General features: G+C 70.9%; 15 protein-coding genes. 12 read left to right on the top strand and 3 right to left on the bottom strand.

Annotated features, from left to right (window positions below; translation table 11 throughout):
- The first annotated feature begins 32 nt into the window (after positions 1-32).
- From AB0I18_RS11485 to AB0I18_RS11475, 3 genes are all read left to right on the top strand, one after another.
- Entirely contained in the window at positions 33-530 is a 498-nt protein-coding gene (locus AB0I18_RS11485; RefSeq protein ID WP_363105199.1) for a DUF6114 domain-containing protein, read from the top strand.
- Positions 523-1,800, top strand: a complete 1,278-nt coding sequence (locus AB0I18_RS11480; protein WP_363105198.1) for a hypothetical protein — start codon at positions 523-525, stop codon at positions 1,798-1,800. The genes AB0I18_RS11485 and AB0I18_RS11480 overlap by 8 nt, the downstream gene beginning before the upstream one ends.
- Before the next feature lie 141 nt (positions 1,801-1,941).
- A complete protein-coding gene (locus AB0I18_RS11475; RefSeq protein ID WP_363105197.1) occupies positions 1,942-2,643 on the top strand; it encodes an SDR family oxidoreductase in 702 nt (233 codons plus the stop codon).
- A gap of 221 nt (positions 2,644-2,864) precedes the next feature.
- On the opposite strand, the gene AB0I18_RS11470 is transcribed toward AB0I18_RS11475, so the two are convergent.
- Complete coding sequence (locus AB0I18_RS11470) at positions 2,865-3,995, bottom strand: hypothetical protein (protein ID WP_363105195.1); 1,131 nt, start codon at positions 3,993-3,995, stop codon at positions 2,865-2,867.
- Between the two features lie 123 nt (positions 3,996-4,118).
- Between AB0I18_RS11470 and AB0I18_RS11465 the strand changes: the two genes are divergently transcribed.
- From AB0I18_RS11465 to AB0I18_RS11440, 6 genes are all read left to right on the top strand, one after another.
- Positions 4,119-5,366 (top strand): hypothetical protein, encoded by a 1,248-nt coding sequence (locus AB0I18_RS11465; RefSeq protein ID WP_363105194.1) that lies wholly within the window; start codon positions 4,119-4,121, stop codon positions 5,364-5,366.
- 43 nt (positions 5,367-5,409) lie between these two features.
- Complete coding sequence (locus tag AB0I18_RS11460) at positions 5,410-6,678, top strand: toll/interleukin-1 receptor domain-containing protein (protein WP_363105193.1); 1,269 nt, start codon at positions 5,410-5,412, stop codon at positions 6,676-6,678.
- 8 nt (positions 6,679-6,686) lie between these two features.
- Positions 6,687-7,610, top strand: coding sequence for a MoxR family ATPase (locus tag AB0I18_RS11455; protein WP_363105192.1), 924 nt, complete (start codon positions 6,687-6,689; stop codon positions 7,608-7,610).
- Positions 7,611-7,614: 4 nt separating this feature from the next.
- Complete coding sequence (locus tag AB0I18_RS11450; RefSeq protein WP_363105191.1) at positions 7,615-8,583, top strand: hypothetical protein; 969 nt, start codon at positions 7,615-7,617, stop codon at positions 8,581-8,583.
- On the top strand, positions 8,580-12,560 hold the full coding sequence (locus AB0I18_RS11445) for a hypothetical protein (protein ID WP_363105190.1): 3,981 nt from the start codon (positions 8,580-8,582) through the stop codon (positions 12,558-12,560). Before AB0I18_RS11450 ends, AB0I18_RS11445 begins: the two co-directional genes overlap by 4 nt.
- Before the next feature lie 202 nt (positions 12,561-12,762).
- Positions 12,763-15,945: a S8 family serine peptidase gene (locus AB0I18_RS11440; protein ID WP_363105189.1), complete on the top strand. Its 3,183-nt coding sequence runs from the start codon at positions 12,763-12,765 to the stop codon at positions 15,943-15,945.
- 130 nt (positions 15,946-16,075) lie between these two features.
- Here AB0I18_RS11440 and AB0I18_RS11435 read toward each other — a convergent pair whose 3' ends face one another.
- Complete coding sequence (locus AB0I18_RS11435; RefSeq protein ID WP_363105227.1) at positions 16,076-16,813, bottom strand: cation transporter; 738 nt, start codon at positions 16,811-16,813, stop codon at positions 16,076-16,078.
- A gap of 35 nt (positions 16,814-16,848) precedes the next feature.
- The gene (locus AB0I18_RS11430) at positions 16,849-17,184 is read right to left on the bottom strand and encodes a metalloregulator ArsR/SmtB family transcription factor (protein WP_363105188.1); all 336 of its coding nucleotides are present in this window, start codon (positions 17,182-17,184) and stop codon (positions 16,849-16,851) included.
- 198 nt (positions 17,185-17,382) lie between these two features.
- Here AB0I18_RS11430 and AB0I18_RS11425 point away from each other — a divergent pair, with 198 nt between their 5' ends.
- The 3 genes from AB0I18_RS11425 to AB0I18_RS11415 all read left to right on the top strand — a co-directional run bounded on the left by AB0I18_RS11425 (position 17,383) and on the right by AB0I18_RS11415 (position 21,466).
- Positions 17,383-17,934 carry a tellurite resistance TerB family protein gene (locus AB0I18_RS11425; protein ID WP_363105187.1) on the top strand — a complete coding sequence of 184 codons (552 nt, stop codon included), beginning with the start codon at positions 17,383-17,385 and terminating at the stop codon, positions 17,932-17,934.
- 357 nt (positions 17,935-18,291) lie between these two features.
- Positions 18,292-19,851: an alpha/beta hydrolase gene (locus AB0I18_RS11420; protein ID WP_363105226.1), complete on the top strand. Its 1,560-nt coding sequence runs from the start codon at positions 18,292-18,294 to the stop codon at positions 19,849-19,851.
- 229 nt (positions 19,852-20,080) lie between these two features.
- Complete coding sequence (locus AB0I18_RS11415) at positions 20,081-21,466, top strand: S41 family peptidase (protein ID WP_363105186.1); 1,386 nt, start codon at positions 20,081-20,083, stop codon at positions 21,464-21,466.
- Positions 21,467-21,804 lie beyond the last annotated feature (338 nt).

Below are 21,804 nucleotides of genomic sequence, written 5' to 3'. Positions count from 1 at the left end.
CCATGACCCGCTCACGACTTGGGAACTGCCACATGACGAGTGCCGGCGCGCCCGCGCACCCCCACAGTGACAGCGGCTTCACCCGCGCTCGCCGGAACTTCCGGGCCTGGCGGCGCACCCGCCCCTTCTGGGCGGGCCTGCTGGTGCTCCTCGCTGCCGCGCCCATCATCTACTTCCCGTACTTCAACCTCTCGCTGGGCGCCCTGTCCGTGGCGATGTCCACCACCGGAGGCGCCGGATCGCTGGTCATCGGCCTGACTCTGATCGTCCTCGGCGGACTTCTCTGGTTCCAGCCGGTCATCAGGTTCTTCGCCGGCTGCGTCGCCGTCTTCCTCGGTGTGCTGTCGCTCCCCATCTCCAACTTCGGCGGATTCCTCGCCGGCACCCTGCTCGCGGCCACCGGCGGACTCCTGGCCCTGGCGTGGGGCCCGGTGGACGAACAGCCCCAGGACATACCCGGCGGCGGCGCCCACGAGTCGTCCGATTCGTCGGATGCCGCCGTCTCCGAGGGAGGTCCGGCACATGAATGACCCGTCATCCGGCACCCGCGACGAGGCCGCGGAACCCCGCTTCGCCCGGCCGCCGAGAGGCCGGCACGCCGTTCCCCGCACGTCCGCGCTGACGCGCCTGCGCCTGCCGCTCGGGAAGGCTCTCGTGCTGACCGCGCTGCCGACCGCCCTCGTCCTGGGAAGCCAACGCCCGCCCGAGTCCGTCGACATGAACGCCGCCGCGGCTGTCTCCGCTCCCGAAGCGGGGCCGGGCGGACCCGGAACCGACGGCGTCGACTGCGCCCGCCCCGACGGCACATCGCCCCCTGCCGCGGCGGCTCCCGCGAGCCCCACCCCGTCCGCTGCTCCCACTCCGTCCCCTGCTGCCCGCGCGTCCGGTGCCCCCGCGAGTGACGAGCCCGTCAAACCGTCGGAGCACCCGGCCGACGAGGAAACGGGGCCCGGCCGGGCTCCGACCCCGACCCCCACCCCGACCGCGTCACCGAGCGCGAGCTCCGCCGCCACCGGCCTCGGAGACTTCCTCGGCTCCCTCTTCGGTGGCGACACCGATGACGACACCGGGCGCCGGAGTCCGGCACCTGACGCGAGCCCCTCACCGAGCCCGGCCTCTTCGACGGCGAAGGCCCCAGCCCCGTCCGAGGCAAAGGCACAGGCACAGGCCACAACACCGTCCGACCCACGGCCGCCCTCGTCCCACGCATCACCCACACCGAGCCACCGGACCGCCCAGCCCTCGCCCTCACCCCGACCGGAGTCCACCGGGGGAAACACCCGCGCCTGCGACATCAGCGATCTCAAGGCTCCCGAGGACCGGCATGCCGGCCGGTTCGCCGCCGAGGCGTGGAAGATGAAGGGGAGCCGCCTCGCACTGCACGACCTCGTCTTCGGCGGCGTGGTGACCGTGGACACGGCCGCCGGACCCAAGCGGGTGCTCAAGTTCTCCGCGGCGAGCGTCACGATCCGCGACCTGAAGATGGCGGTGCCCGTCGGCCCGCAGATCCAGCACATCGACGGAGCGCCCGGCTCGACGTCCACGCTGCGCGGCGACCGCATCACCATGTACGTCGAAAGCCTGACGGGCACCCTCTCCGGCATCGAAGGCCTTCCCGTACCGCCCGTCCTCCGCCTGCACCTCACCCCCGACACCGTGCCGGAGTGGCTCTACGACACGGTCGGGAAACTCGGCCTCAAGCTCCAACTCGGCCTGGACGACGCCGACATCGACCAGGCCGGACAGACAGGCGGACAGCTCCTCATCCCCGGGATCCACGGGTACGGAACGCCACGCTGAAGTCGGCGGCACCTCCCGGACCGGCCGCGGCCCGACATCCGGACATGCCGCGGCATCCTGGAACTTGCACACAGAAACCGATCGGTTTACGGCGAGTGGAAACCAATCGGTTTACAACCGTGAGCATTGTGGAGGCACGTCATGACCGCACTCAAGGGCGCAAGCGTCTTCGTCACCGGCGGCAGCCGCGGGATAGGCAAGGCCCTGGTGGAGGAGCTCTATCTGCGCGGCGCCGGCAAGGTGTACGCCACGGCCCGCGACCCGCGCAGTGTGACGCATCCCGACGCCGTCCCGGTGGCGCTGGAGGTCACCGACCCGGCTTCCGTCGCGGCGGCCGCCGCGCAGGCACAGGACGTCACCGTGCTGATCAACAACGCCGGCGCCTCCGTCGGCGCGTCCTTCCTCGACTCCCCGGTCGACGACGTGCGCCGGGAGTTCGAGACCAACTTCTACGGCCCGCTGCTGGTCGCCCGGGCCTTCGTGCCGGTCATCGAACGCAACGGCGGCGGCCACCTCCTCAACGTGCACTCCGTACTGTCCTGGCTGGCCCTCGGCGGCTCCTACAGCGCCTCCAAGGCCGCCCTTTGGTCGCAGACGAACTCCCTGCGCCTGGAGCTGCAACCGCGCGGCATCGCCGTCACCGGACTGCACGTGGGATACGTGGACACGGACCTGGCGTCCGGCGTCGACGCCCCCAAGTCCGACCCTCGCGACGTCGCCGCACTCGCCCTCGACGGCGTCGAGACCGGCGCGTACGAGGTGCTCGCCGACGACATCTCACGCGAGGTCAAACTGGGCCTGGCCGGGGACCTGGCAGGGCTGTACACCCAGCTGGCGAAGTAGGGCAGGGAGCCCGGCGGTACGGGGCCGTGGCCGGTTCGCCTCCGACGGGGAGACCGCAACCTCAACACAGGTGAGCCGGAGGAGAGCGCGACCACGGCCCGGGTGGCCCACCAGCAGGTCTTCCACGGCCGACGTCATCTCCCCCGCGGGGTATGCCCGGTGGCATGGTCCCGGCCGTCGGCGCAGACGTCATCTACTCCGTCACCGCAACCCTCACAGGGCTACCCCGCGCACTCCGCGAGTTCCCGCCAGAGGTCGAGCTTGGGCGCCTCCGACTTGTACGACCTGCCCGAGCGGCCGTGTTCGGGATGGAGTCTGTTGTAGTGCGTCACCAGCGACTCCGCTGCCCGAACCGTGCGGGCGGGCAGATCGCGCTCGATCGCCCGGTCCCAGCGGAAGGGCGACTTGGGGTCGTGCAGGGAGAGCAGGGGCAGCCAGCGGCAGGCCTTCCAGCAGATCAGTTCCGGCGCGTACTCGATCAGGTGGCCGTGGCCCTGCCGGGACTTCCTCGGCATCGCGGCCAGTGCCGCGCGAGCTGTCCGCCACGCCTCGACGGCGCGCATCACGCCCACCGGGCTCATCCGCCCGTGGAAGAGGCGCCGGTAGACCGCGGAGGCGCGGTCGCTCCACAGCGCTTCCCGCCCTTCCGGGGTGGCGGCCAGATGCGCCGCGACCGGCTGCGGAAAGTCCGACAGACAGGCGAGGGCGGATGTCACGTCGGCCATGGAGAAACGCTGTCCGTGGGGTCCCGCAGTCACGCCCCGCCGGGGATCGAAGTCACCCTTCTCCCAGTCGCCGTCCATCAGGCGGATGATGTTCGCACACCGGATCAGACGGTCCTGAGCCGTCGACACGTTGAGGCAGCGATGCGCGACGTCGTAGGCACCGCGGGCCCGGTCCCGCTCGTCGCCACAACGAATCTCCAGCCGGATGACGGCGCGCTGCAGGTGCTCCTGCGACAGGCGGTCCCGCATGTCGGCGATGACCCTCAGCCGCTGGAGGCCGTCGATGCACTCGGGTCCGACGACGAACAGCGTGTCGGCGAACGGTCGCGGACCGGGCTGGATCTCGACCGCTTCCGCGCCCAGCACGATCTGCCCCACGGCACCGAAGTCCTCGGGCCGCTCCTCCAGCATCCGCGCCAGCTCCACGTTGGCCCCGGTTCCCCCGAGGTAGCCGCGTCTGGCCCGGAGCCGGCGCGGAGCGTCGACCGAGGAGGCGAGCGGGGCGAGGTCGGCCGCGGTGACGTCCACGGCCCAACCGCGGATGAGCTGGGCGACCTGCAGGGGCCAGAGGTCGAAAACGGGGTCAGCCGGGAGCGCGTGCTGGACGGGCGAGAAGGTCGTGATCACGACTTCTCAACGCATGAGATCGCAGAGCGTGACGGTCCACGGTCGACCTGTTGCGGAGTTCTCCGGGCCGGTCCCGACGATCTTCGATACCGTCGCCCTCCGCGCCTCAAAAGGGGGAGGAACATGGGGACTTCGGTGCGAATATGGGTGGTCGTGGGCGTAAGCCTCGCCGTGGCTGCCTGGACCACGGCGGCCGTGCTGAGCCGGGCGTCGGCTCTGGTCGTCGCTCTGCCGGTGGCCGGGACGATCTGGCTGCTGGTCGTCCTGGACAGCGGATACCTGTTCGGCCGGCGATGGGCGCACCGTCGCCGACGCCGGGCCAGCCGGTCGCGGCGTGCGGCGCGGGTCCCCGACCCCGCCATACGCCGGCCGATCGACTACCCGAACATCCTCCCCCGCCCGGCGGGCGACACCACGGTGGACCAGCAGGGGCGGTTCCGGGCGACCGGCATCCGGCTCGCCGTGCTGCCCGCGCTCGCGGTGATGTGTCTGACCGTGCAGACCGTGTTCCTGGAAAAGGGCGGCGATCTGGGTCTCGGCTTCGTCCTGGCCGAGTGCCTGCTTCTCGTCTCCATGATCTGGACGGTGTGGACCAGTCAGGAGCCGTCCCAGCCCTGGGTCACCAGCCGGGTCAGGGCCGAACTCTTCCGCCGCGAGATGTTCCTCCTGCTCGCCGCCGTCGGCCCCTATCTGGGGCGCACCGATCAGGAAGCCGGGCAGGTCCGTGACGCCCGGCTGAGTCTGCTCGCGGCCGCGGGCCCGGCCGAGCTCAGCGCGTTCGCCCGCCTCTGCGACCGGGGTTCGGACGGCGCGGAGAAGCACTGGCAGGACGCGGTCTGGCTGCGCGGGGCCGAGGGCGTACCCGTCGCCGGCACCGAGACCACCGAGCGGATGCGCACCTATCTCGACTATCGCATCAGGCGGCAGAGTCTGTTCTTCGAACTGGCCGCCGCCACCTGCGAAGGTACCGAGGCCAAGCTCGGCAGGACGGCCAAGGCCGCGGTCCTTGCGGCGGTCGCCGTCGCCGTCGCGTACGCCGTTCTCCTCCACTCGGGCCGCGGCGGGGCCGGGCCGTCGACGACCTCGGCGGTCGTCGCCCTGCTCGCCGCGGGTCTCCCGCCCCTGTGCAACATGGCCCTGGCGGTGCAGAACCTCTTCGCCTCGCAGCGACTGGCCGCCTCGTACCGCGAGACCCGCCAGGAACTGCTCGGGCACGAGAACACCCTGCGCCGTCTGCTCGCCGAACCCGTCGGCGCCGAACTCGCCGTCTCGTTCCGCTCGTTGGTCGTCCGGGTCGAGTCGACCCTCACCGAAGAACTCCGCCGCTGGCGCATCATCGTCGCCAAGACCGAGTTCGAGGCAGGTTTGTGAGACTTGCCCGCACGGTGGCTGACGATGGATCACAATCGGCTCCGTGGGGGACGTGTTCATCAGTCACAGCGCTCGGGGCGACGCGTTCGCCGTGGCCGTACTCGAAAAAATCGAGGAGGGTCTGCGAGGGCGGACCCACACCCCGCTCGTGGACCAGTCGGGCATCGAACCGGGCGACGAGTGGCGGCCCACGCTCGTCGACTGGCTCGCCCGCTGCGACGCGGCCGTCATCCTGCTCAACGAGGCGGCCCTGCGCTCCCACTGGGTGCGCCGCGAGGTCAACATCCTCATGTGGCGCAAGGCGCTCGGCGCACCCCTGCTCGTGGTGCCCGTACTGCTGAACAGCCTCTCGACCGGAGAGGTGAAGACGGCAGGTCTTGAGGAGCTCCGGCCGATCCAGTTCGCGCGCACCGCGCGGGGCGAGGAGCAGGATGCCCAGAGCCTCGCCGACGAGGTACTGGGACGCTTCGCCGAGCTTCCCCCGGCGGCCACGCGCAAGGACCCGATGAGCAAGTGGCTCGGGCGACTGGCCATGTATCTGTCCGAGGCCCACAGACAGCCGAGCGTCCTGGCCGAGGCCGCGCGAGTGCTCAACGTCGAGCGGGAGTTCCTCGCGCATGTCACCGCTCAGCACGGCGGCTGCCTCGTCCTGGCTCATCAGTTCCTCCTGGCCCCTCCGGAACGGATGGAGGAGGCCCTCGACGTCCTTGCCCCGTCCCTTCAGGCCGAGACCATCCGCCGGCTGACAAAGGACCTGACCGCCACCTGGGTCAACGAAGAGGCCGCCTGCCGTGCCCTCCCGGCCCCGGGCGACCGACCACAGGAGATGACCCTCCTGCTCAACGCCTTCTCGAACGGCACGGCCGAGCAGTACATAAGCCGGGCCACGTGCAGCGCGTTCCACGGCTTCGAGACGAAGTCGATCGGCAGCCTGCCCACGGGCGAGGACCGGGTCGGAGAACGGCTCCGCACGTGGGAGGACACGGTGTGGAAGGAGTTCTTCAACGCCGACACCGAGGAGGAGCGGATGTTCCCGACGGACCTCGGCGCCCGCACCTACTACCTCGTCATCAACGAATTCCGCCCGCCCGACGCCGAATTCGCCGAAGCCGTCAGCCTGCTCCATCGTCTCTTCTCCTGGCTGATCGTCCTGGTGACCACCGGCACCGCGCCGCCCGACGGCCAGGTCCGGAACGCCTTCAAGAACGCGGTTCTGCTGGAACCCCTGCTCACCGCGGAGGACGAGAAGACGGCGGAGCTCCGCAGCAAACGCCTCAGACAACTGCCCGAGCGTCTCGCCGGCATGTACTAGGAGCCTTCGTGACCCGATTCGTCTCCCATGGTCCGGATCCGCGGGACGGCAGGATCTACGACCTGTCGCAGGACCTGCGGCTCGCGATCGACGTGGCGCTGGCCACCGACCGGCCGCTGCTGCTGAGCGGAGAGCCGGGATCGGGCAAGTCCTCCCTGGCCCCGTTCTACGCGCGCGAGAACCACCTGCGGTACTACGAACACGTCGTCACGTCACGGACCCAGGCCACCGACCTGCTGTGGACGTTCGACAGTGTGCGCAGGCTGGGAGACGCCCAGGCGCACGGCGGCAGGCTGAACGACGGCGCCTACGTCAACCCCGGTGTCCTGTGGTGGTCGCTCGCCCCCGAGTCCGCGCGCACCCGCGGGGGCCTCCTCCAGGACGTCCACCGGCCCGATCCGCTGGACCGGTTCCACCAGGAGCACTGGACGAAGGGAGCCGTCGTCCTCATCGACGAGATCGACAAGGCCGACCCGGACGTCCCGAACAGCCTGCTCGTACCGCTGGGCTCGCAGGAGTTCACCATCGCCGAGACCGGAACGCCCATCCGGCGCGAACCGGGTGTCGGCGCCCCGCTGATCGTCATCACCACCAACGGGGAGCGCCAACTCCCCCAGGCGTTCCTGCGCCGCTGTGTCACCTTCACCCTGCCCGGCCCCACCCCCGAGAGCCTGGTGCGGATCGCGCGGCTGCATCTGGGACACGCGGGCGTGCCCCTGGACGACGAGACGCTCGACCTCGTCGGCACCCTGGCCAACGAGCTCGTCGACGTACGGGAGGACGGGCATCTCGGACGCGAGAGGCTGCCCAGCACCGCCGAGTACCTGGACGCGCTGCGCGCCTGCCGTGCGCTGGGTATCGGTCCGGAGCACCCGCAGTGGCCCCTGGTCCGCAGTCTGACGCTGGCCAAGTCCCCGCAGCGGGAGGGCTGAGGCGATGCGGGCGCAGATCTGGGTGGGTGATGTCGTCCGTGCCCTGGAGGTGGCACGGACCGAGAGCGAGCAGGTGCGCGTGCTGGAGATGCTGGGGTTCGCCCCGGGTGTCGTACCGCCCGTCGACCGCGGCACACCCTTCGCGGGACCGGACAGGCCGCCGACTCGGACTCCGGCCGAAGCCTCCCGTCAGGGACGGAGTCCGGAGCCCGGTCACGAGCCGCCGCCGAGCCCCTCCCCCGAGGACGAGACGGACGGCGTCGACGTGGCGGAGGAACTGCCGTTGCTCCGCCCGGCCCGCGTCGAGGCCGTGAACGCGCCACGTGAACCGGTGGAGCCGCTCGCGAGGCCGACGTCCGAGCGGGCCCCGCTGCCGCATCTGCCGCTGTTCGTTCCCGGCTGGACCAGCGCCATCGTCAGAGCCATGATCTCCCGGCGGGTCCCCGAGGGCACTGTGGACATCCCGTCGCTCGTCGACACGCTCGCCCATGGGCGCCCGGTCAGCCGGCTGCCCCGCCTTCCCGTGCCCACGATGCGGTACGGAGTCCAGGTGCTGGTCGACCGGGGCGCCGGAATGCAGCCCTTCCGGCGCGACCAGAACCAACTCCTCGAACGTATCCGCGCGGTGGTCGGCCCTTCCCTGGTCGAGGTGGGCTACTTCTCCGGTGCGCCCCAGCGCGGCACGGGGCCCGGCGCGCGCTGGACGCGCACCGCCTACGCTCCTCCCGAGTCCGGCAGGCCCGTCCTGCTGTTGTCGGACCTCGGTCTGGGCGGACCGTCCGACGCCCCCCGGCGCGGCACCCGCGAGGACTGGGAGCACTTCGTCGGCCTTGTCACCCTGGCGGGATGCGGCGTCGTCGCGCTCTCCCCGTACCCGGCGCGGCGCTGGCCGCGATGGATGACGAGCCTGCTGCCCCTGGTCAGCTGGGACCGCACGACCACCGTGGGCCGGGCCGCGGTGAGGCTGCCGTGACCGGACCGCCGCGGGAGCCGTCGCACGAACTGCCGCCGGCGCCACCGGCCGGTGCGATGGAACTCGCCACGGTGCTGAGCATCGCGACCCGCATCGAACCCGAGCTGATCCGCGCGGTCAGGCTCCGGCTCCTGCCTCACCTGGACGTCGGCGCCGAAGCCGATCTCTGGTTCTGCGACTGGGTCGGCGCCCGCACGCCGGAAGCCATCGCGCTGCTCCCCGAATGCCTGCCCTACCTGCGCGCGGGTCTCGTGGAAAAGCTGGCGAGCGAGCCGCGGCTGGCGGAAGTCCTGGTCATCGTCACCGAGTTCCACGCCGGTCTGTCGCCCGCGCTGCTACTGGAGGAACAGATCACCTGGGCCAGCCTCAGCGGTGACACCGAAGGCGCGGCCCAGAACCTCAACCGGGCCCTGCACGCCCTTGTGCGGGAGAACCGGTCCGGCCTGGCGGGCTGGTTCGCGGAGGCACTGCGGCGGCTGCCCGCCGAGACCCTCTCGACCGCCACCGCGTGGAGCCTCGCCACCGCGGCCCGCACGCACGTTCCGTCCCTCGACCCCGGTGCGGCGCCCGAACTCACCCTCGGCACCGTGTCGTCCATCGCGTCGGTCATCGGGGAAGCCCCGCTCGGTGTCCTGCGCGAGGGGAGGGCGCTGCTGCTGGGGAAGGTCCGCGGGAGGGACGCGGCCGCCGTCCTCGTTCCCGACACCTCCCCACGGGTGGTCGAGGTCACCGCGGGCACCACGGTCCGTACGGTGCGGATCGACGCGGCCGAGGTCGTCCGTCTGGAGGTGGGGACCGGGCCCGTCGGCGTGCGCACCGGCGCGGGTCACGTCTACCTGATCGAGGAACCCGCCCCGGCCGCACCGCGGCCGGACACCTCTCCGTACGAAGTGCTGAGTGACCTGATCGGGCTCGGAGCGGAGCCCGAGTCGGTGCCACCGCTGACCCTGGCGATCCGGGACCTGCTCGACCGGTCCCGCCGGGCGGACGACGCCGAGGCCCTCCAGCAGGGCGTCGCTCTGACGAAACGGGCACTCGATGCCGGATTCGAACCGCGGGACTTCCCCGAATTCGGCTGCGTGGCCGCGGAAACGCTGTACCTCCACGGCCTGCGCCTCGGCTCGCGGAAGTCACTCGAACGAGCCGCCGACGTCGCCCAGTACGTGACCGACGTCGCGTCCCTGGAGCTGAGCATGCGAGCCGGTGTCGTCCTCGGCGCCGCCCAGCGCGAACTCTTCTGCCACACGGGTGACCTCTCCCTGCTGCACAGGGCCGGGGAAACCCTCGCGACCTGGGCGGACCGGATGCTGGGCGGTTCGGTCTCCACCGGGGGCCTCGTCGCGGAACTTCTCACCACCTACCTGGTCCTCCATGAGGTCCGGCCGCGCGAGAACGCGCTGCTCCGGGCGCTGAATCTCGCGGACTGGACGTCCCGCTCACACTCACGTGCCGAACGGGAGACCTACGCGCTGCCGCTCGCCCGGGTCCTCATCGCCCGGTACGAGGCGGAGGGAGATCCGGCCGACCTCGACCAGGCCGAGGACCTGGCACAGCATCCCCTGTCCCTCCAGGAGCCCCGATCCGTACTGGCCGAGCGAGCGGCCGTACTCGCCTCGGTGTATCTGGCCCGCTTCTGGCGGGACGGTTCACCGGACGCGCTCCACGCGGCGCTGGGACAGTGCCGATCGGCGCTCAAGATCAGTCCGGGCAGCGACAAGCTCCTCCGTGCCCGGCTGCGACACGCGCTGAGTGACGTCCTGCGGGTGCACTCCGCCGTACTGCCGGAACAGGCGGACGCCGACGAAGCGGTGGCTCTCGCCGAGCAGGGGGCCAGATCCCTGCCGGCGAAGTCCACGTGGAGGATGACGGCGCTCATCAGCCTGAACCGATGCCGGCTCGACGGATTCCGCCGGACCGGGGCCGTGTCCGAACTCGACCGCGCCATCAAGGCCTCCCAGGAGGTCGTCTCGCATTCCCAGTTCCACCCGGACCTGCCCTACCGGCACACCGCACTCGTCCAGCTGGGCGAATGTCTGGTCCTGAGATACCGGGTGACCGGAGACGGCCTGTCGCTGAGCCTGGCCGTCGAGAGCTTCAGGTCGACCAGGGAGGATCTCGCCGCCCTCAGCCCCGCACACCACGTCGCCCGGACCGCCGCCTACGCCTCCGCCCTGCTCGAACTGCACACACTCGACTCGTCACACACAGAACTCACCAGCGCCCTGGCCGAGTTGGACGCACTGCTGGAGCACGACCGCCACGACCGTCAACTCACCGATCCGGAGTCGGCGTCCGTCCTGCTGGCCCGCGCCACGTTCCTCTCACACCCGCCGAACGCGTCGGCCGCCGCCCTCCGCGACGCGGCCGACAGAGCACGACAGGTTGTCCGCAGCCCGTACGTCCTGCCGCTGCAACGCCTGCGGGCCGGACTTCTCTGGGGCAGCCTGGCAGTGCGCCTCGGCCTGCCCGAGGACGTCGTACAGAGCTCCGAGACCGTCGCCGGCCTTGTCCCAGTGGTACTGCTGACATCCGGCCGTGAGCACGCGGAGCTCGTCAGGGCCTGGGAGGAGCGGAGCAGGGAGGCCGCCGCCTACGCGATCGAGGCGGGGGCGCCGGATCGCGCACTCGAGTTCCTGGAATCGCGGAGTGTTCTCCTGTCGGCCTGGCGTCAGGACTCCCATACGGAGGTGGACCGGCTGCGGGAAGCCGCACCGGACCTCCTCGCGGAACTCCGTCGGCTGTGGGCGTTCCTCCATCTCGCCCCGAAGCCGATCGCCTCGCGGATCCGCCCGCAGGAGGACACGTCCCAGGACCAGCTGGCCGAGCTCGTCGAAACGATGCGTGCCGTTCCCGGTTTCGAGGGCTTCCTCGCACCCGTACCCGTCCACCGGCTGTTGGCGGCCGCGGACGAAGGTCCCGTCGTCGTCCTCAACGCCACCGCCCGCCGCTGCGACGCGCTGATCGTGACCCGCCAGGGGGTGTCGGCGCTACCGCTGCACGGACTGAGCCTGGCCGACCTGACGAACGAGGCGAACAGATACCGGGACGCGATGGGCGCCGGCTCGCTGCCGCTGCCGCTGGACGAACACGCGGTCTGGTCCGTACTCGACTGGTTGGCGGAAAGCACGGTGGGACCGGTCCTCTCCGCTCTCAGGATGACCGACCACATCGGCCCCGGCATGCCGGACTCCGCCCCAGGGGATACGCAGGTGCGTGCCGCGGCCCCGCACGACGAGCTGCCACGCATGTGGTGGTGTCCCAACGGCCCGTTCACGATGCTGCCCCTCCACCTGGCGGGGCGGCCGCCGAGGACCGCCATGGACTACGCGGTGCACTCCTATACCGCAAGCCTCCAGGCGCTGACGGCCGCACGGCATCGCGAGAGACACTCGGTCCGCAGGGCTGTCCAGCCGATGCTGCTGGTCCTCGCGGACCACGACCTGCCGGACGGGGCGTGGGAGATCGACGCAATCCATCGGCTCGTCCCGCAGGCCCGCGTCGTGCGCGACGCACGGGGCACGGGTACGAACGTCGCGGCGCAACTCGCCGACCACTCCTTCTTCCACTTCGTCGGCCGCGCCGATCTCCACGAGGGCGTCCCCCGGCTGCAATTCGGCCCGGAGACCGGACCGGGTGAGCGGCGTCCCGAGCCGCACCCCGTCTCCGGCGGAGCACTGGCGTATCTCTCGGTCCGCGAGACGCACTTCGGTGACCAGGGCTTCGAGGGCGACGGCTGGACCTGGGCCACGTACTTCCAGGCCGCCGGCTTCGACCATGTGATCGGGCTGCCGGGGTGGGGTGGGGACGCGGACGCGAGGGACCTCGCGCAGACCATGTACGGCCTGCTCCTGGCCGGCGACGGCCGACTTCGTTCGGAGCGTTCGGCGCACGCCCTGCACCACGTCGTGCGGGCGGCGATCGCCGATTCCGCCACTCATGCGCTCGCCTTCGCATCGGTCGTGCACCTGGGCCCTTGATCCCCGGCCGCTGAGCGGGACCAGAAAGGAACGGCCGGCGAACACCGTGGAGACACTGTGGAGTTGTTGCACTTTCATGATTCATTCCCTTCTCACAGTGATCTCGCAGGAGACACGATGACGGCGATCTCGGGGGACTGACCACTCCAGCGACCGTCATGCGCACGCGTCCCACAGGCGTGCGCAGGGGGAAGGCACCCACTTGTCCCAGCACCACCCCGGTCTGCGTCGCCTCACCGACCGCAGAACGGTTCTCCTGTTGGCCCCCGCACTCGTCGGCGGCCTGCTCCTCGCCTACGGCCCCACCGCCCAGGCCGCACCCGCCGACCCGTCGGGGAACGCATCGGCGGACGCATCGGCCGACGCCGCCCGGCAGTCGCTCAAGGGCGGAACGTACTTCGTCCAGCTCGCCGACAAACCCGTCGCCACGTACTCCAGGACAGCGCCCGATCCGGGCGAACGGCTGAACGCGCGGACGAAGGCCGTCCGCGACTACCTCGGCCACCTGAAGCAGGAGCGCGACAAGGTGCTGGACGCGGTGGACGGCGTCGCACCGCTGTACAGCTACCAGTTCGTGGCGAACGGGTTCGCCGCCGACCTGACGGCCGGTCAGGCCAACAGGCTGGCCCGCACCTCCGGCGTCGTCTCACTGGTCCGCAACGAGCTGCACCAGGTGACGGCCGCGTCCGAGACCGACGCGGCGGCCGGCGCGAAGGCGGCAACCGCCGACCGGCCCGCCGCGCGCACGCGGACGACAGCGACGCAGACGACAGTGACAGGAACCGCGGCAGCCACCGGAACCGCCGCCGGTTCCCTGCCCGTTCCCGACACCGCCGAGTTCCTCGGTCTGAAGGACCGGGGCGGCCTGTATTCCAAGGTTTCCGGCGGTCAGCGGAACACGGGCGAAGGCCTGGTCCTCGGTGTCCTCGACACCGGTATCGACACGAACAACCCGTCCCTCCAGGCGCTTTCGGAGCCGCGGCCCGACGCCGGGGTCATCGAGAAGAAGTGGAAGGGCAGCTGCGCCCGCGGTGACGACCTCGCGCACCTGGTCACCTGCAACAACAAGGTGATCGGCGCCCAGTACTTCCGCAAGGGCATCACCAAGCCCGGCCCCACCGACTGGGCGTCCCCGCTGGACGCCGAGGCGCACGGCACGCACACCGCGACCACCGCCGCCGGCAACATCGACGTGCCCGCCACCGTGCCCGACAGCGGGATATCCGGCCGAATATCCGGGCTCGCCCCGGCCGCCCGTATCGCGGCCTACAAGGTCTGCTGGAGCCCTGGCTGCTCGACGGTGGACATCGTCGCCGGTCTCGACAGGGCCGTGGCCGACGGTGTGGACGTCATCAACTACTCCCTCGGCGGGTCCGCGCGGAGCACCACCGACCCGACGTACACGGCCATGTTCAACGCCGCGAAGGCCGGTGTCTTCATCTCCGCCTCGTCGGGCAACACCGGCCCGAACACCACCACCAACACCCCGCCGTGGGTGACCACCGTCGCCGCCTCCACCCATGACGTCGGCTACCGCACGACCGTCACCCTCGGCAACGGCACCTCGTACACCGGGGTCGGCATCAGCGCCTCCGCCGTGGCATCCGCGCCGCTGGTCGACGGGGCCGAGGCCGCCAGGAGCGGCGTGGACGCCACCAAGGCCGGGCAGTGCCAGGCCGACGCCCTCGACCCGGACAAGGTCAAGGGCGCCATCGTGGTCTGCGCGCGCGGCACCAACGCCCGGTTCGACAAGAGCGTCCAGGTCAAGGCGGCCGGCGGCGTCGGCATGGTGCTGTACAACGTCAGCACGGCCGACGAAGAGGTCGCCGACGCCCACACCGTCCCGAGCACCCACGTCAACCGGACCACCGGCGAGGCCGTCAAGGCGTACGCCGACAGCGCCGGGGCAGGTGCCACGGCCGAACTCGGCGCCGCCAAGGCCGTCAAGCAGGCCGGCTCCATGATCGCCGGCTTCTCCTCCGGCGGCCCGGACCCGCTCAGCGGCGGCGACCTGCTCAAGCCCGACGTCACGGCCCCCGGCGTGGACATCGTCGCCGGTACCGTGCCGGGCGGCGGGAACGGCGCCTTCAAGGGCGAGCAGGGTGTCATGTCCGGCACCTCCATGTCCGCCCCGCACGTCGCCGGTCTGGCCCTGCTGATCAAGGCGCAGCACCCCGACTGGTCGCCCATGGAGGTCAAGTCGGCGCTGATGACGACCGCGACCACCAAGGACGGCGCGGGCGACGCGATCAAGCGCTCCGGCTCCGACAACCCCGCCACTCCGCTCGACTACGGCGCCGGGCACGTGGTCCCGAACGCCGCCGTCAACCCGGGTCTGGTCTACGACTCCACCTCCGCCGACTGGACGGCGTACTCCTGCTCCCTCGACGACCACCTGGCGAACGCCGACGGCTCCGACGCCTGCCCCACCGCCCGCAAGATCGACCCGAGCGACCTCAACTACCCGACGATCTCGGTGGGGGACCTCGTCGGGAAGCAGACCGTCACCCGCACCGTCACCAACGTCGGCTCCAGGACCGGTGTCTACACCGCCAAGCTGCAGACGCCGCCCGGCTACAAGGCCGTGGTCTCGCCGAAGACGCTGGTCGTCGCGCCCGGCGCCTCGGCCACGTACCAGGTCACCTTCACCCGTACCTCCGCCGCCTTCGGCGACTGGTCGTACGGCTCGGTGCTGCTGAGCGACAAGAGCGGGCACCGGGTCCGCAGCGCCGTCTCCCTGCGCGCCGCGAAGTCCGTCGTGGCGGGCGAGGTCAGCGGCAAGGACGCCACGGGGTCGGTCACCCTCAGCCCGAGGACGGGCTACGCGGGCACGCTCACCACCGCCGTGAACGGCCTGTACGCGGGCAACACCGAGACCGGCACGCTGACCGGGACGAACGGCAACTTCAACCCGACCGTGTCGCCGCAGCCGGCGGCCACGGTCAAGAGCGAGTTCACCGTTCCCGAGGGCACCACCTTCGCCCGCGTCGCGATCCGGTCCGCCGACTACCTGGCCGGCAGCGACATGGACCTGTGGGTCCTCGACAAGGACGGCGGCCTCGTCTCCCGGCTGCCCGGCGACAGCAGCGACGAGCACATCGACCTCAAGCCGGGCACGTACACGGTGTACGTCAACCAGTTCGCCCTGCCGGCCGGCACCACCAGCCAGCCCTACACCCTGCACACCTGGCTGATCGGCCCCGACTCCGAGCCGGACCACGCGGCCACCGCCGCCCCGGCCGAACAGCGGGTCGCCGCGGGCGACACCCCCGAGATCACCGTCTCCTGGGAGAACCTCCCGGCCGGCCGCTCGTACCTGGGCTTCGTCGACTACGGCGACGGAAAAGAGACCATCGGCACCACCCTGCTGACCGTCACTCCCTGACCGTCACTCCCTGACCAGGGCAACCGGCGACCCGAGGGCCGGCCCCACCGCGCGTGCGGTGGGGCCGGCCCTCGTTCTTTCACAGGCTCCGGCAGACCCTGACAGGCACAGACAGGCACAGACAGGCACTTCAGCAGCAGTCGCAGCCCTGGCGGCACCCGCACGCGTCCGCTTCCTGCTGCTCCTGCTCCTGCTGCCGAGCGGTGACCGGGACGGCGGCGGCCGGTGTCGCGCAGCAGCCCTTGCCCTGCCAGGCGTCGCGGCCCTCCTTGACCGCGACGGCGGCTATGACGAGGGCCGCGAGGGGGTCGGCCCAGGACCAGCCGAGGGTGGCATTGGCCACCAGGCCGACGAGCAGGACGGCGGAGAGGTACGTGCACAGCAGGGTCTGCTTGGAGTCCGCGACCGCGCTGGCGGAACCCAGTTCGCGTCCCGCCCGGCGCTGGGCCGCGGACAGGAACGGCATGACGGCCAGCGACAGGGCGGCGATCACGATGCCGGGGACGGAGCGTTCGGCCTCGCCGGTGCCGACCAGGGCACGGACGGCGTCCAGGGTGACGTACGCCGCGAGCGTGAAGAACGACACCGAGATGATCCGCAGTGTGGTCTTCTCCCGCGCCTCGCGGACCGTGTGCTCGGCGGCGGAGAACTGCCAGGCGACCGCGGCGGCCGAGGAGACCTCGATGACCGAGTCGAGGCCGAAGCCGATCAGCGCGGTGGAGGAGGCGATCGTCCCGGCGGTGATCGCGACGATCGCCTCGACGACGTTGTAGGCGATGGTGACGGCGACCAGCAGCCGTATGCGGCGTGCGAGCGCGTCACGGCGGGCCGGTGAAGGCGCGAGGAACATCGAGCCCGTCGCGTCCATCGCGTCCGTCGCGTCCATCGAGTCCGTCGCGGCCATCAGCAGCAGCCCTTCGTCTCGGCGTCCGGGCAGTTCTTGTCCTCCTCGACCGCGACGACGGCGTTGCGCAGGTCGTCGAGGGCGTGGCCGAGACGTGCGTCGGCCAGTTCGTAGCGGGTACGCCGGCCGACGGGGATCGCGACGACCAGCCCGCAGTCCCGCAGGCACGCCAGGTGGTTCGACAGTCTCGTACGGGAGATGCCGAGGGCGTCGGCGAGGTCGGACGGGTGGGCCGGCGCCTCGCGCAGCGCCAGCAGCAGCCGGCAGCGGATGGGATCGGCGAGCGCGCGGCCGAAACGGGCCAGCACCTCGATGTCGGAGGCAACAGTCAGCACCCCTTGAAGGTACACGTCATCCTGAATTCAGGAAACCATGGACGATCTAAACGGTCGGTAATATCGACCGGCCGACCATGGAACTTCGCAGGGCCGGGGGGAGTTGCCAGAAGGGCACGCGGAACGCGCGCGGGCGCCCGGAGACACCGAACGACCGGAACGACACGAGCAACACGGGCTGAAGCCGAGGTGGCACTGATGGCGATGTGGGATCGGATCAAGGACCAGGCCAAGGGTCTGCAGCAGGCGCAGGGCACGCGGAGCGCCGGCGGCGGACAGGGGCGGCCGGGTTCGGGATCCGCCGGGGGATCGAAGGCTCAGCTGGTGAGCACGCTCAAGTCCCAGCTCACCTCCCTCAAGACGGAGTTGAAGAGCGGCGTCTACCGGGATGCCAGCATGGCCATGTGCGCCCTGGTCGCCGCCGCCGACGGGCAGGTCGACCCGGCCGAGCGGCAGCATGTGGAGTCGCTAATCCTGAACAACGACGTCCTGCAGAACTTCCCGGCCGACCAGCTGCGGCAGCGCTTCAACAAGCACGTCGACCGGCTGGCGCTCAACTTCCAGCAGGGCAAGGCCGAGGCCCTCCAGGAGATCGCCAAGGCCGCGAAGAAGCCGACGGAGGCCAGGGCGGTCGTGCAGACCGGCTTCGTCGTCGCGGGTGCGGACGGATACATCGCGCCGGCCGAGGAGCAGATCCTGCGCGAGGCGTGCTCCGTACTGGGCCTGTCCACCCAGGAGTTCGGCCTCTGACGCCGACGCGCACCACCACCGGCGACCGAACCGCCCGGTGACCCCGACCAAACCCCAGGCCAACGGCCTGGGGTTTTTGTCTGCTGTCCGAGTCACGCCTGTAGCCATTTGACTCCCAAGTGAGCTAGACATTTCCCCAACATCATCAACCGACTATTGATGACGCATCAGCCCCAGGGGGAACACGCAGTGACTACGCAAGACCATGTCTCGCCGGACGAAGGCAGACGCTCGGAACACCGGCCGCACCGGCTCGGGGGCCGGTCCGACTCCCGGACACGCAGCGGCTTCTCGCGTCTGCGGATCATCGGAGCCGCGGTGACCGCACTCGTCGTCGCTGGCACGGGGGCCCAGGCGATGGCCGCCCCAGCACCCTCCACCACCTCCACCACCTCGATCGCCTCGCAGGTGACGCCGCCGGTGCCGACCCTCGCCTGGTCAGACTGCCAGGGCGGCTTCGAGTGCGCGAGCGCCGACGTGCCGCTGGACTACCGCGAGCCGCAGGGCCGCACCATCACCCTCGCGGTGATCCGCAAGAAGGCCGCGGACCCGGCGAAGCGCAAGGGCACCCTCTTCATGCAGCCCGGCGGTCCCGGCAACTCCGGAGTGGACTTCGTCCGCAACAACCACGCGGACCTGCCGGCCGCCCTGCGCGACTCGTTCGACGTCTTCGGATACGACGTCCGCGGTGTCGCCCGCAGTTCGGCGCTCCAGTGCTGGGACGACCAGCGGTACACCCAGGCCGTCACCCAGGCCAAGGGCGTCCCCGCCCCCGGCGCCTTCGGCCCGGCCCTGACCGAGGCCGCCGCGTTCAACCAGGCGTGCGTGGACAACTCGGCCGAGCTGCTGCCGTACGTGGGCACGGAGTACGTCGCCCGTGACATCGACCTGCTGCGCCAGGCGCTGGGCGAGGACCAACTCACGTACTACGGGCGGTCGTTCGGCAGCTACATCGGCACCGTCTACGCCGCCCTGTTCCCGAAGCGGGTGCGCGCCCTGGCCCTCGACGGCGCGTACGACCCGGTGCACTACGCCAACCAGCCGTACGCCTACGACCGGTCCCAGTACCAGGCCCTCGACGGCGCGATGAGCCGCTTCCTCGACTGGTGCGCCGCCGACCAGGCCACCTGCGGGTTCGGCGACGGCGACCCCCGGGCGGCGTTCGAGAAGCTCAAGAGCGACCTGGACGCCAACCCGGTGCCGACCGCGAACGGCGGGCAGGCGAACGGCTACACGCTCGTCTACCGCCTGATGTTCAACATCAACGAGGGCAAGGTCATCTGGCCCGGACTCGGCGAGGCCCTGCGCAAGGCCCAACTGCGCGACAACACCTCCTTCCTGCTCCGGCCGCCGTCCCCGGGCAGCTTCGACTTCCTGGTCCCGAACGTGGTGGTCGAGTGTGTCGACCGGGACTACCCGCGTGACCTCAAGCGGCTGAAGCGGAACGTCACGGCCAACGCCAAGGCGGCACCGCTGCTCGGCCCGGCCATGGCGTACGGCCCGCCGACCTACGACCACCAGCACGCCACCGCCTGCGTCCAGTGGCCCGGCGAGCGCGCCAGCCGCTACGACGGCTCCTACCGCGCGAAGGGCTCCGCGCCGATCCTCGTCCTGGGCACCACCGGCGACCCGGACACCCCGTACCAGGACGCGGTGGCCCTGTCCCGGCAGCTCGACAACGCCTCGCTGCTCACGTTCGAGGCCGAGGGGCACACCGCCTTCGGCAGGAGCGCCTGCGCGACGGACGCGGTCACCGGCTACCTGCTGGACCAGAAGGTCCCGGTCTCGGGCACGACCTGCGCGGACGAGACCCAGCCGCCCTCCGCCACGCCCAGGGTGGCCCCGCCCGGCACGACGCTCGGCGAACTCCGCAACGGCGTGAACGAGCGCCTCGACCGCATCGGCACCCTGCGCTGAACCCGTAACCGGTAAGCAGCAACCAGCAACACGTAGTCGGTAACCAGTAACACGAGGCGCCGGGCCCTTCACGGCCCGGCGCCTCGCCACGTCCCGCCTCGCCACCGGGGGCTACCCCCACCGCCGGCCCGGAGGCCCGTCCCATCGCGCTGGTCCCCGCCCCGCCGACATCCTGGGACGGCACAGGAGTCGACAGGAGTCATACGTTCGATCAGGGGGCTGACCGACCATGCGCACACGCATCATCCTGCCCGCCACACTCGCGACAGTCGTGGTGCTCACGCTGACCGGCGTCGCCGCGCCCGCGAGCAGCGCCGCGACCGGCACGAACAGACCCTCGGTGGAGGGCGTCTGGCAGACGGACGGCTACGGCACCGCGGTGGCCGTGAGCGGCCGCAGCCTGACGACGTACGACACCACTGCCATCAGCTGCCTGCCGGGCAACATGCGGGGAGACCAGCAAGGACACACCGGCCCGGACGGCAGCCGCCACTACAGCGCCGCCGGCTACGGCCGGATCACCGTCACCGCGCAGGACGGCGACACCGCGCGGCTGCACATCGCGTCCAGTGCGGGGACCCGCGTCCTGCACCGGGTTTCCGCACTGCCCGCCACGTGTGCGAAGAAGCCGGCCACCGATCCGCGCGCGGTGTTCGACGTCTTCTGGCAGACGTACGCCGAGAACTACCCGTTCTTCGCCGCCAAGGGCATCGACTGGCAGGAGGTCCGCGACCGCTACCGGCCCCGCGTCGACAAGGACACCGGCGACGACGAACTCTTCGCCGTCCTGCGGGAGATGATCGAGCCCCTGCACGACGCGCACACCAGCCTGTCGGACGGGAAGGACCGGGAGTACGGCGGACTGCGCCCCGACACACCTCCGCACAGCCCCGAGCACCTGGCCCGTATCGACACGGCGGTCGCGAAGGCGGTCGAGGTGCCGCTGCGGCAGTACGCCAACGGGTCCCTGTCGTTCGCCCGCCTCCCGGAGGGCACCGGCTATCTGCGCATCACCCGCTTCGCGGGCTACACCGACGAGGAGTCGTACCCGCAGTGGGAGGCGGCACTGGACGCCGCCCTCGACGACATCCCGTGGACGCGGCTGAGCGGGCTCGTCCTGGACGTGCGCGTGAACGGCGGCGGCGCCGATCCGCTGGCGCTGCGCATCGCCTCCCGGTTGACGGACCGGCCGTACATCGCGTACACCAAGCACGCCCGCAACGACCCGGCCGACCCGACCCGGTTCACGCCGGGACAGCCGATCCCCGTACGTCCCCACCAGGGGCCCCGCTTCACCGGGAAGGTCGCGGTCCTCACCGGCGGCCTGTCGGTCAGCGCGGCCGAGACCTTCACGCAGGCGCTCATGGCACGCACCCCGGCACCGGTCCGGATCGGGCAGAACACCCAGGGCGTCTTCTCCGACACCCTGGACCGCGCGTTGCCCAACGGCTGGCGTTTCTCGCTGCCCAACGAGGAGTTCCGTACGGCCGACGGCACCACCTTCGACGGCCCCGGCATCCCACCGCACCACCGCACACCGGTCTTCACCGACAAGGAACTCGACCAGAACCGCGACAGCGCCCTGACCAAGGCACGGAAACTGCTGCGCCGGTAGGAACGGGGCCGGTCCGCAAGGTGCCACGTCCGTGACGACCCCCTTGCCCGCTGTCAGTTGCGGGCATCTCCGAGCGAAACGAGCAGGGCGCGCAGGATGCAGTTCAGTTCGTCGCAGTCGTCGGTGTCGAGGCCAGCGAGGATCTCCCGCTGATTGCGGACGTGGCCCTCCACAGTGCGGTCGACCAGTCAGTCCCCGGGGTTGGATCGTTCGTCGCCGACACAAGGAAGCCCCACGCCCGCACATAAGTACGGCTCTGTACTTGCCAGCCTCGTCCACCCGAACGTCGACCCGTCTTGGTCGTTCACACAGCCGGGTGGCCTTTATGGAAACAGGTT

This window comes from Streptomyces sp. NPDC050704, from assembly GCF_040654355.1.
Classification (GTDB): domain Bacteria; phylum Actinomycetota; class Actinomycetes; order Streptomycetales; family Streptomycetaceae; genus Streptomyces.
This window is presented reverse-complemented; position numbering and strand designations above follow the sequence as displayed.